Raw genomic sequence first — 11,498 nt, 5'->3', positions numbered from 1 at the left:
TGGAAAATTAAGAAAATAGTACATTAAGTTTATCATATCTTTCCTCTTTTCCTTACCCATTCTCCTATTTCCTAAAGCTTGCTTTTAAAAATATTATATGTTACCTTTTAGTCACATTATAAAATATAAGGATGTGGACAACCAAACTTATGATTAATGAAGAAGTAACTCATCTTTTTAAAGCATTATCCCATCCAACTCGTGTAGACATTCTTGATCTATTGAAAAAAGGACCGATTTCCACAGGAGAATTAAGTGAACAATTCGATGTATCAAGATATGCAATTATGAAGCATTTAACGATATTGGAAGAAGTCCATTTAATTGTAGTAAGACGACAAGGACGAACTCGTTTGAACTTCCTGAATATCATCCCACTACAAGAAGTGTATAACCGTTGGGTCAGTAAATATGAATCCAAAATGGCAACATCCTTAACTAATTTAAAAACAAAACTAGAAGCTGGAGGAACAGAATTTATGAAAAAGGAAATTAGCTCATTTCAAATCGAACAGGAAATTGAGATACACGCACCGGTTGAAGGTGTATTTCAGTCACTCGTTAACGACATCAACAATTGGTGGGAGTTTCGATTGCATGCAGAAAACTCACATTTGACACTGGATGCGACTGTTGGTGGATTCTTTAAGGAAAATTGGGGAAATGGACAAGGCGCTATTTGGGGAACGGTTCTTTATTACAAAGAGAATGAAGAAATTCGTTTGCAAGGGTTGCTTGGAATGACAGGCGCTGTGAACAGCCATTATGGATATGTATTAGAAAATAAGGGTAACTCTACGATTGTCAAATTATCACATAGTGCAGTAGGTTTGCTTGATCCTAACTGGGAAGAAGCACATTCAAAGGGATGGACATTGTTGTTGAATAATTTGAAAGAACAGGCAGAAAAGCAATGAGCAGTTATATAAAGACAATTCAAATTGCTGCATCAGCTGAGAAAATATATGATGCTCTAACAACTGAAAAAGGGATTAAAAGTTGGTGGACAGTCGATTGTGATATAAGTACGGAAGTCGGTGGCATCCATTCTTTTCGCTTCGAACGATTGTTATTTAATTCAATGAAAATCATTGAACTCATACCAATTGAAAAAGTTCACTGGAAATGTGTGGATGGATGGAATGAATGGAAAGGAACAGATGTAGTATTTTCTCTTCATCCAAAGGAAGATGGAATAACAGTTTTAGAATTTCAACATATAGGGCTAACTCCATCATTGTCATGTTACAAAATGTGTTCCAAAGGATGGGATGACACACTGCTGCATCTCCAACAATATGTGGAGACTGGTGAAACCACAGCTCATGTACCTAAATCCGGTATAAAAGGTGTCTTAGCTAGATCAGCTTTCAAATTTTTTTCAAAGAAGTATATGTAACAGACCCGAGTTTCTTCGTCTTCCAATGAATTAAAAAAAGCAGCTTCCACGTGATACGTTTCCTCACGTCGAGCTGCTCTATATAAATTAGTAAGAATCCCGTCATTTGGACGTTCCCCTTACTAATGTTTATTCATATTCCCCAATAATCTCGACTGCTTTTTCCGTTATATCCGTATCAATGGCTTCATCAAAATTGAAGTCGCCTCGAATTGCACCGTTTTTCTTGTACAATTCATACTGATCGCGAATGTCCCCTATGAACATTTTGCCATTTGGATTAAGTCCCGTCACATTTACATCTTCCCATACCGCAGCATCTTTTAACGCTGTGTATTGTGTCATGATGTCAATGATCTCATCTTTGCCTTCCCCTTTTTTGAAGGCGTCGTTATAATCCCGTACACCTTTCAGGTAAGCAGCCATGAATCGTAAAGAGACATCTTGCTCTTCATTCATAAACTGTGGTGAACCTAGTACCATGGCAATCTGTGCTTCAGGTGCGAAATCGGTGGCATCGCCAAAACGTACATGCATCCCTTGTGCAACACCTGTAGTAATCAGTGGTTCGATATTCAAAGCAGCATCAATCGATCCATTCTCAATCGCAGCGAGCATGGTCCCGAAATCAGGCATGAGGACGAACTCGACATCGTCTTTCGTCAGACCTGCGTGATCAAGCATCAGATGGAATATATAATCGTCAACACCGTTCTCGCCGGAAACCGCAATACGCTTACCTTTTAAATCACTATACGTTTTGATTTCATCCTGTTTATCTGCACCAATCACAAATGTAAAGTATGATTTTCCTTTTACATTATGACCTTTATCAGCCACAATTTTCACGTCGATCCCTTGGGCAATTGCATTAAAGAAGGCGGCTGAAGAAATGCCTCCTGCAATATCCACTTCTCCCGACGCAAGTGCAGGTAACATGTCATCGCTATTTGCGAATGTGGCGAATTCCACTTCGATATTATAATCAGCAAAATAGCCTTTTTCATTCGCGATATAGAAACCAGCTCCAGACGCCGCTCCATCTTCAGCTACTATAACTTTTGTTTTCTCCTTCAATGGTGCCAAATCCCCGGAAGGATTATCTTTACTCACATCGTCATTCACTTGCACCGTTTCCTTATCGGAGCACCCCCCGACAAGTAAAATCAAAACGCCTAACATTCCTAACCACTTCTTCATTTATACACTCCTCGTTTACAATCTTGATCCTTGTACTTCTACTTGCAAATGACGCCAGATGGTCAAAAACTTCAAAGCCATTTCTGGATTGGATCTAAAATCTTCTAGTTTCCTTGGACGCGGCAGATCTATTTTCATTTCTGCAACGATTTTTCCAGGTTGCGCACTCATAAGTAAGACACGATCACTTAAATACAATGCTTCGTCGATGCTATGTGTGATGAACAGTACCGTTTTCTTTGTTTCAGACCAAATGGACAATAATTCTTCTTGTAAGATGTATTTGTTCTGTTCGTCTAAAGCGCCAAACGGTTCATCCATCAACAAGATTTCAGGGTCGTTCGCAAACGCTCTCGCAATGCTTACGCGTTGCTTCATCCCACCAGAAAGCTCTTTCGGGTACATTTTCGCGAATTTTCTAAGACCTACCTTATTTAAAAAATAAGCGGTTCGTTCTTTTACAATTGATTTTGGCAAATGCCGCATTTCAAGTCCGAACGCCACATTTTCCTCAACCGTCAGCCAAGGAAGAATGCCTCTTTCTTGAAACACCATTGATTGACTCGGCCGGTCTTCGTCACCCGGTTCGATTGTAAAATCACCAGAACTTTGGTTTTCAAGCCCTGCCAGGATTCGAAGTAATGTTGTTTTTCCACATCCGCTTGGTCCGACGAGACACACAAATTCCCCGTCTTCAATATTGAGAGAAATATTTTCAAGTGCAGTAACACTGTTTTCTTTTTTATAAAATACTTTCGTCAATTCCTGAATCGATATTTTGGGTTTTGACCTCACGTCGTCACCTCCACGGCACTAATTTTCGTTGTAATCCTCTTAATAACAATGAAAAGATATATCCAAAGAAAGAAATCAGGATTAACCCGACAAACATCTCTTTTAATAAAAACGCACTGTAGGACGTCCAAATTAAATAGCCAATCCCTGAAGTTGCACCCATCATTTCAGCTGCGACAATGGTTAGCAAAGCAATTGCCTGCCCCATTTGAATCCCTTCGAGCATGACTGGAAGCGAACCAGGTAAAGCTATTTTCAAGAAGAAATCCTTTCTGCTTGCTCCATAATTTTTCGCTACATCCAAATAAATGGAGTCAATTGAAATGACACCAGCTACCGTATTGATTACCACTGGAAAGAACACACTTCCTGCAATCGTAACTACTTTAGACACTTCACCAATACCGAAAATGATTAAAATAATCGGCAATAAAGCAATTGTGGGGATTGGCATCAAAGCCATTATAATCGGAGAAATAAAATGGCGGATCGGTGCATAGAGACCCATGCATAAACCGATGAGTATTCCGGGAATTACACCAAGTAAGAAACCAAATCCTATTCGAAACAATGAAATGTTAATGTGATGAAACAATTCACCAGACGTGAGCAATTCAAGAAATGTGGAAACAATAGCAGTTGGCGGAGGGAAAAACCTCGCATCAATAAGTCCGCTTTGAGAGAGAAATTCCCAGACGAGCAAGAGACAAACGGGAGAAAAAATGGTTAGCCACGTTTTCAATCGATTCTGGTTTTGCTGCTTTCTCCATTCCTGTTGTTCCGTTTCTATTGGATCTTTTATATCCCTCATTTTTCACCACCTCTTCATCCAAATAATATGTAGGCTTGAGGAAATGTGTGCTCACTGAGCAGTGATAGAAACCGTTCGTTTTCAGACGTCACTGCTGATTTTTCAGACGTCAACCTTGTTTTTTCAGACGTCATGCGCTATTTTTCAGACGTCAACCTTAAAAAGTCAGACCGAGCCTCCCGACACTTTAAAAATGTCTATCCCACAACAAAAAAAGACCCGGAAAAATATCCGGATCCCAATTTCTTCTTATTCAACTTATCCGTTTCGGTAAATTTTGGCGCTGGTTTTTAAAATCTGAGTCGCTTGTGATTCTTCTGTGTTACCGTTGACTTGTGATTTGGCTTTCTTAGGCCTTGTCCAGTTATGATGTAACTCCGCTGACTTGGAATCCAGTGGTTGTTTTTTACTCATTGCCCTTCACCTCTTTTTTCTAAGAATGAAAAGAAGAAATCTTGATTAGTATGTGTTATCTGGGCAAATCTATGAGGGGCAGAATTTTATTTCTCTAATTGTTTGAGAATTAACGTTTCAAACTTTCGTTCAAAGTTCTCATTATCTTCTTTTCTTCTCTTTTTAGGCCCTTTCATTCGTCCGCCTGCCTGACGAATTTTCTTGGCAATATGACGACTATCTAATAATTGATCAATATTTTCATTTGTATACTCGCGACCATTTTGGTCCATTACGAGACCTCGTTTAGCCAATACCATGGCAGCCAGTCCGTAATCCTGTGTAATGACGATATCTCCCGGTTTGACTCGATTGACGAGCACAAAATCCACGGCATCCATTCCCTTTGACACCATCACGGTTTTTGCACCTTCACGTTGCATATTGTGTGCTGTATCGCAGAATAAAGTGACAGGCATATCATGTCGTTTAGCAATTTGAATCGTACTATCGACAACCGGACAACCATCCGCATCAACTAATATGTTGACCATTTTTATCATTTCCTCCCACTTTTGAACACATTCTCGATTTTGTTTTCGTTAGAATTTCTTTTTATCTAGTTTCCATAAACGTTTTAATACATGTTCGTTCTATAGCACATGTGTATGAAAACGTGTAAACTAAAACTTATCGAAAGATTCTGCCGATTGGAGATTGAACCATGCATTTTTTCCTAAAAGTCGGACTCAGTTTGGTCCGTATGAAAAATCTTACCTTATTATTTGCAGCATTAATCTTTATTGTATTTTGTACAGTGACGATTTATTTGTTGGAGCCCGAAACGTTTGAAAGTTTGTTAACATCATTTTACTTTGTAATGACCACGTTTTCTACTGTAGGGTACGGAGATTATTCACCTGTTACCGCTGCAGGCAGATTATTTACAGTCATGATGTACTTATTAGGAATTGGATTACTCGGTGTTGTAATCGGGAAAATAGTTGATGCGTTTTCCATTTTCAGAAAACGTAAGGAGGAAGGCAAGTTGGCTTATACACATGAACATCACATCATTATTGTCGGATGGGGAAAGAAAACAGAAATGGCACTCAAAGAAATTCTTTCATCAGATCCTTCCGTTGAAATCGTCATTATTGATACGCTTCCTACATCCCCGACAGATGTCAGCATGGATCGTGTCCATTATGTACAAGGTGATCCATCCGAAGAAGGACCTTTTATTCAGGCAAATATTGCGAAAGCGAAATCTGTTATCATTTTTGCGGATGAAAACATTACAGTTGCGTCTTTACGTGATGCCAAGACACTGACGATTGCGATCACTTGTGAACGCCTTGCTTCAAATGTCCATACGACCGTGGAAGTAATGACAGAAAAACAACTCGCCAACTTCTCACATGTCAAAGTGGATGAGTTTATTTTGTCCCAAGAAACGATTTCTTTACTCGCTGTCCGCTCGGCAATGCATCAAAATGTAGGCAACATCGTGACGCAATTAATCAGTCGTACTGTAGGTGAGGATTTGTTTGAAATACCAACACGTCCTGAATGGAAAACATATGGAGATGCATTTCATGCATTACTAGAACATGGTGCAACATTAATTGCCGATCGTCAGAAAATGGACATCAATCGTCGTTTACAGGAAGACATTCCTTCCGATGCGATATTGACGGTCATTTGTGACGATTCAACCTATCATTCTATTATTTCGAAAGGAGTTCCATCATGACTTATTCAATCGTAGGTTTCGATCCAGAAACTAAGGAGCTCGGAGTAGCAGTAGCATCCAAATTCTTGAGTGTTGGTGCTGTAGTTCCATTCGCGAAAGCTGGTGTGGGTGCCATTGCCACTCAGTCCTGGGCGAACTTGGATTACGGTAAACATGGTTTGGAATTGCTTGAAAAAGGACTTTCGCCACAAGATGTATTAGACCAATTGATTGGTAACGATGACAAATTCGCATCTAGACAAGTTGGCATTGTAGATGCACAAGGTCGAAGCGTCACGTTTACTGGAGAAGATTGTTATGACTGGGCCGGTGGTTTTGCCGGAGACAACTTTGCCGTACAAGGAAATATTCTGGTCGATCAGCAAACTGCAGAAACAATGGAATCTACATTTTTGCAAACTCAAGGGTCATTGGCAGAACGTTTGCTTTCAGCGCTTCTCGCAGGTGATACGGCAGGTGGTGACAGTCGAGGGAAACAGTCGGCTGCCTTGTTGATTGTAAAAGAAAATGGCAGTTATGGCGGGTACAATGATCGCTATATTGATTTACGGGTGGATGATCATGAAGAACCGGTTCAAGAGTTAGCACGCTTATTAAAATTGCATCAGCTGTATTTTGAACCTACTTTACCTGAGGATATTATTGCGATTGAAGGATCGTTGGCAGAAGAACTGCAAAACCTATTATACGAAAATGGCCATTTGCAACGGGAGCTTTCCGACCATCAAGATCTACTTGATGCAGTTCAGTCTTACCATCTTATGGAGAATTTTGATGAACGCATTCAAAATCGCGGCATGATTGATCGTAAAGTTGTGGAGTTTATGCGAATTAAATAAATAAGTAGAGGCTTCCCCAAAAGTTATTTAAAATGACTTTTAGGGAAGCCCCTTTTTTTATATTTTAAAAAACTCTGCTGATTTCCGTTTCAGGCGGACGCTTTCCGCGGGCGGTCCGTGAGCCTCCTCGTCGCAAGCGCCTGCGGGGTCTCACCTGGACTCGCTTTTCCCGCTGGAGTCGCCGCCTTCCACTTCAATCATTTAACTTTTAACATACCAACAGGAAGACACATCATAAAAAAAAGAATCAAGCTATACACTACAGACTCAGTGTAATAGACAAGGGAACGCAGTTTAAAACAACTTAACAACAATCTTATTTAAGTAAACCGCCCTGTTAGTTAATCAAGCACCTGGATGATTCGACACTAAAACCTTATTAGGTTAACATAACTACCGGATAAACCAGTATTCAACTTCATAATTACAAGAAAAGGAAATGCCTTAACGCTATTTTGATGAGTAAAATCAATCAGCTACGTAACTGGATGGTCATTAGGGTTTATTTTAGTTATTTCTAATTTCTCACTATCCAGTTCTAGCACCACATGATTGTTATACGAATTAAAAAACTCATCACATGATATTAATAATTTATTTTTATTCCAACTATGACATTTAATATCATCCATTTCTATTGGACTTTCCACGAGTTTCTTATTTTTTAATGTTGACTCTATGATTTCAATACAATAATAATCAGCTATTATGAAATCTCCTGATGGTGAAACTGTTAAACTCTGATATAGAGGTTGGGATTCATATTCAATTAATTCTCCATTGAGACGATTAACTTGAAATAAATAATCTGAAGTAAGAACTAGAACATAATTATGCTTTTTTGATACTTCAACAGCTCGTGGAAAACCTCTGAATTCACCACACCATTCAGTTAAATCCTCATTTACAAATTTAACCCAAGTCCAATCCTGAGAATTCCATGGATTAGAAATATCAAAAATCTTCTCCTTGTATTGTCCCGAATAAGGTAGATTTATTATTTCTGCTTTTAAAATCATTTCATCTGTCCTCTATAAAACCTCGATTTAGAATGGCTCTTTCTTATGACCTTATTCAGCTAGCTGTTCTGCTAATTTCAATTACTCATCTTTTAATTCATTCTCATCAAGCCCTGACATATTCAACGTATATGAATACGTAACATCTTTGACGATTACATCAAGTTGGTTGGGTAACGTATATTGAGCTTGATAGCCATTATTTAAAGTAATTTTTTCCGGAGTAGTATCTGCATAATCAATGGTTCCCTTTGTAGTGGAAAGCAGCAAGTTATGATTTTGGTCACCAGTCGCCATAAATTGGGCATCTGGATTTTGACCTTTTCCACCGATATCCGTAATTCCTAGAGATTTGAATCCTTCGGTTTTGAATGGCAATTCCTCGGGCAAATTGACTTCATAGGGTAAAGCATCAATAGCCACGTCTAGAGAAGGTGCGCTATAAAACTTGATGAATCCCTCATCACTCGTTTTTGATTCCGTTAGTTGTGATGTATCTAATTTGTTTGAACAAGCCGTCAATAGTAGTAAACAGCTTGCGATTAATAATTTTTTCATAAATAACCCCCTTCTTTCAGTATACAGTTTTTTCTATATTTTGGCTGAACTGTAAAAAGGAGTTTTCCATATTCACGGCTTGAAAGGATTTGTTGAACGAATGCTACCGAAGTATCACGCTACGCTATATTCCCTATTAATTAGCTTTTTGGTATGTGGTTTCACTTTGATATCGATACTAATTAAACAGAATCTTATTGGTCATTTTGATCAAACCATAATTACGATTGTACAAAATTTCGAGACTCCATCCTTAACGAATCTCATGCTTTTTTTCACAGAAATTGGTTCAGGATCTTCCATTCATATTTTTGCCTTTATCATCTTCATTATCTTTTATTTCTTTCTAAAATATCGAGTGGAACTTCTTCTTTTCATTGTCGCCCTGCTAGGATCCCACTATCTCTTCCGTGCATTAAAACTAATGTTTCAGAGGTCACGTCCAGATTTGCATAGACTAGTGGAAATTGGCGGATACAGTTTTCCAAGCGGCCATGCCACAAATGCTATATGTATATATGGAATTCTTACGTTTGTTTTGTGGCGTCATATTCCATCACTCGCGGGTAGATTCCTACTGCTATCTCTATCGATTTTCATGATTTTGGCCATTGGAATTAGCCGCGTATATTTAGGTGTCCATTACCCTAGTGATGTATTGGCTGGTTATTTTGCAGGTGGATGTTTGTTGACAATCGTCATTTGGAGTTATCATTTTGCACTCGTTAAGATAAAGTAGAAAACCATCTATTTTTGAGTTGCCGTACCGAAAAACGCTTTCGGATAATGTAATTCGCCAACATTGTTTTCAAGCTCACCATCTATTAGTTCACAAACCATGAAAACGTCGTCAGGCACCTGAAATTGTGTCAATTCCAGTCCATGAGCTCTCGCTGGTTGAAAACCAAACTTCGGATAATAGTCTGGGTGTCCAATGAGAAATACCAGTCCATATCCCTCTTTTTTCGCTCTTTTCAATCCTTCTTCAATCAGCTTGCTACCAATCCCTTTTTTCTGAAACTTAGGCAATACAGCCACCGGTGCTAGAACGATTACTACTTTATCTTTACCTTCATTGGTCAGTTTCGCTTTACTCAACAGTAGATGACCAACGATATCACCTTGATCCTCTGCGACAATCGATAATTTAGGAATGAAGCCATCCGAAAAACGAATTTGCTCCACCAACTTGGCTTCATCGTCTCGATTTCCAAAAGTCGTGTAATTCAGATTGAATACATGTTTAAAATCATTTTTCGTTTCAGTTCGAATCCTCATCTTTATCACCCATTTTCTTTTAATCTTCTCTAAGTACTAACTTCTACCTTGTTGTACACAATCCCTTTTTCTAAACCATGTTGTTTCTATTACAATGTGTTTTCAATAGGCATAATTTTTGACTGACGTATACTGAAAGCATAAAGTGACACTATGCTTTTCTTAATACTAATTTTTTCAGTAGACAATTGGTTAGTTGCCTAATAGGAGTAAAAGTTACACTAAAAAGAAGGAATAGCTGAGCCAATTTAAAAAACTGATGTTTAATAGGAGGTTTCAATCGATGATCAACCAAAAATATGCTCCTTTACTAGAACCATTTGAATTTCAAAATGGCATTTCACTCAAGAACCGTGTGGTTATGGCACCAATGACGAATTACTCATCAAATGAAGACGGTACAGTATCAGACGCGGAAGTTGCCTATTATGTTCGCCGCTCCAAAGGGGTCAGCATGGTCATTACGGCTTGTACATATGTCACTCCAAATGGACAAGGTTTTCCCGGAGAATTTGCCGGTCATACTGATGAAATGATTCCAAGCCTTCGACGGTTGGCTACTGCCATTAAAAGCGAAGGTGCTAAAGCCATTTTACAAATCTTCCATGGAGGTCGCCAAGTACCTAAGGAGCTCGCTCCAAACGGAGATGTGGTCAGCGCAAGTAATGTACCTTCAGAAGGCGAAGGAAAACCAGTCCCCCGTACACTAACGGAATCGGAAGTAGAGTCAATCATTCGTGATTTCGGTGAAACAACACGAAGAGCAATCGAAGCAGGATATGATGGAGTCGAAATTCATGGAGCCAATACATATCTCATTCAACAATTCTTTTCTCCGCATTCCAATCGCGGAACGGATCGTTTTGGCGGATCGTTGGAAAAGCGCATGACATTCCCACTCGCAGTTGTTGATGAAGTACAAAGAGTGGTCAAAGAACATGCAAAAGAGCCATTTATCGTTGGCTACCGTTTCTCTCCGGAAGAACCAGAAACTCCTGGGATCACCATGGCTGACACCCTAGTCTTGATTGACAGATTGGCTAATAAGAACTTGGATTATCTGCACGTTTCACTTATGGATTTCTGGTCTACTCCAAAAAGAGGAATTGATGACAGTCGTTCACGCATCGAAATCATTCAAGAGGCTGTCGGTGATCGTGTTGCTGTTATCGGCGTAGGCTCAATTTACTCAGCCGAGGATGCACGAAAAGCACTTACTTCCGGTATTCCTTTAATTGGTCTTGGCCGAGAGCTATTGATTGACCCTGAGTGGGTGCAAAAAATCGAACAAGGTCGCGAGGATGAAATTGTGACCGCACTAGATATCAATAAACAAGAAGAATTGGAAATGCCCACACCACTTTGGCAACGTATATTAAAAAATCCAGGTTGGGTTCCAGGGGTATAATTTGTTATTAAGTAAAAAAAGATTGAAACGGACTATGGTAGC

Annotated in this window: 14 protein-coding genes; 6 read left to right on the top strand and 8 right to left on the bottom strand. The window is 39.2% G+C overall.

The window, feature by feature from the left end; translation table 11 throughout:
• Nucleotides 1-149 precede the first annotated feature (149 nt).
• Nucleotides 150-917 (top strand): metalloregulator ArsR/SmtB family transcription factor, encoded by a 768-nt coding sequence (locus tag ACQKEV_RS02350; RefSeq protein WP_427457684.1) that lies wholly within the window; start codon nucleotides 150-152, stop codon nucleotides 915-917.
• The gene (locus tag ACQKEV_RS02345; protein ID WP_427442984.1) at nucleotides 914-1,399 is read left to right on the top strand and encodes an SRPBCC family protein; all 486 of its coding nucleotides are present in this window, start codon (nucleotides 914-916) and stop codon (nucleotides 1,397-1,399) included. Before ACQKEV_RS02350 ends, ACQKEV_RS02345 begins: the two co-directional genes overlap by 4 nt.
• Nucleotides 1,400-1,528: 129 nt before the next feature.
• Here the strand turns inward: ACQKEV_RS02345 and ACQKEV_RS02340 are convergent, their stop codons facing one another.
• From ACQKEV_RS02340 to ACQKEV_RS02320, 5 genes are all read right to left on the bottom strand, one after another.
• Nucleotides 1,529-2,599, bottom strand: a complete 1,071-nt coding sequence (locus ACQKEV_RS02340; protein ID WP_427442982.1) for an ABC transporter substrate-binding protein — start codon at nucleotides 2,597-2,599, stop codon at nucleotides 1,529-1,531.
• A 15-nt stretch (nucleotides 2,600-2,614) separates the two neighbouring features.
• Nucleotides 2,615-3,394: an ABC transporter ATP-binding protein gene (locus ACQKEV_RS02335; RefSeq protein ID WP_427442980.1), complete on the bottom strand. Its 780-nt coding sequence runs from the start codon at nucleotides 3,392-3,394 to the stop codon at nucleotides 2,615-2,617.
• Nucleotides 3,395-3,398: 4 nt separating this feature from the next.
• Complete coding sequence (locus ACQKEV_RS02330; RefSeq protein WP_427442978.1) at nucleotides 3,399-4,205, bottom strand: ABC transporter permease; 807 nt, start codon at nucleotides 4,203-4,205, stop codon at nucleotides 3,399-3,401.
• Between the two features lie 258 nt (nucleotides 4,206-4,463).
• A complete protein-coding gene (locus ACQKEV_RS02325) occupies nucleotides 4,464-4,619 on the bottom strand; it encodes a YpzG family protein (RefSeq protein WP_269927353.1) in 156 nt (51 codons plus the stop codon).
• A gap of 86 nt (nucleotides 4,620-4,705) precedes the next feature.
• Entirely contained in the window at nucleotides 4,706-5,152 is a 447-nt protein-coding gene (locus ACQKEV_RS02320) for a YaiI/YqxD family protein (RefSeq protein ID WP_427442976.1), read from the bottom strand.
• 170 nt (nucleotides 5,153-5,322) lie between these two features.
• On the opposite strand from ACQKEV_RS02320, the gene ACQKEV_RS02315 reads away from it, so the two are divergent.
• Nucleotides 5,323-6,354 (top strand): ion channel, encoded by a 1,032-nt coding sequence (locus tag ACQKEV_RS02315; protein WP_427457681.1) that lies wholly within the window; start codon nucleotides 5,323-5,325, stop codon nucleotides 6,352-6,354.
• Nucleotides 6,351-7,193, top strand: coding sequence for a DUF1028 domain-containing protein (locus tag ACQKEV_RS02310; RefSeq protein WP_427442972.1), 843 nt, complete (start codon nucleotides 6,351-6,353; stop codon nucleotides 7,191-7,193). Before ACQKEV_RS02315 ends, ACQKEV_RS02310 begins: the two co-directional genes overlap by 4 nt.
• A 476-nt stretch (nucleotides 7,194-7,669) precedes the next feature.
• Here the strand turns inward: ACQKEV_RS02310 and ACQKEV_RS02305 are convergent, their stop codons facing one another.
• Together ACQKEV_RS02305 and ACQKEV_RS02300 are read right to left on the bottom strand one after the other, a co-directional pair.
• The gene (locus tag ACQKEV_RS02305) at nucleotides 7,670-8,212 is read right to left on the bottom strand and encodes a hypothetical protein (RefSeq protein ID WP_427442970.1); all 543 of its coding nucleotides are present in this window, start codon (nucleotides 8,210-8,212) and stop codon (nucleotides 7,670-7,672) included.
• Nucleotides 8,213-8,293: 81 nt separating this feature from the next.
• Nucleotides 8,294-8,770 (bottom strand): hypothetical protein, encoded by a 477-nt coding sequence (locus tag ACQKEV_RS02300; protein ID WP_427442968.1) that lies wholly within the window; start codon nucleotides 8,768-8,770, stop codon nucleotides 8,294-8,296.
• Nucleotides 8,771-8,936: 166 nt separating this feature from the next.
• Between ACQKEV_RS02300 and ACQKEV_RS02295 the strand changes: the two genes are divergently transcribed.
• Nucleotides 8,937-9,509 (top strand): phosphatase PAP2 family protein, encoded by a 573-nt coding sequence (locus tag ACQKEV_RS02295; RefSeq protein WP_427442967.1) that lies wholly within the window; start codon nucleotides 8,937-8,939, stop codon nucleotides 9,507-9,509.
• An 8-nt stretch (nucleotides 9,510-9,517) separates the two neighbouring features.
• On the opposite strand, the gene ACQKEV_RS02290 is transcribed toward ACQKEV_RS02295, so the two are convergent.
• Complete coding sequence (locus ACQKEV_RS02290; protein ID WP_427442965.1) at nucleotides 9,518-10,048, bottom strand: GNAT family N-acetyltransferase; 531 nt, start codon at nucleotides 10,046-10,048, stop codon at nucleotides 9,518-9,520.
• Between the two features lie 283 nt (nucleotides 10,049-10,331).
• On the opposite strand from ACQKEV_RS02290, the gene ACQKEV_RS02285 reads away from it, so the two are divergent.
• Nucleotides 10,332-11,456: an NADH-dependent flavin oxidoreductase gene (locus ACQKEV_RS02285; RefSeq protein ID WP_427442963.1), complete on the top strand. Its 1,125-nt coding sequence runs from the start codon at nucleotides 10,332-10,334 to the stop codon at nucleotides 11,454-11,456.
• Nucleotides 11,457-11,498: the final 42 nt, after the last annotated feature.

This window comes from Paenisporosarcina sp. NPDC076907 (assembly GCF_050269735.1).
Classification (GTDB): domain Bacteria; phylum Bacillota; class Bacilli; order Bacillales_A; family Planococcaceae; genus Paenisporosarcina.
This window is presented reverse-complemented; position numbering and strand designations above follow the sequence as displayed.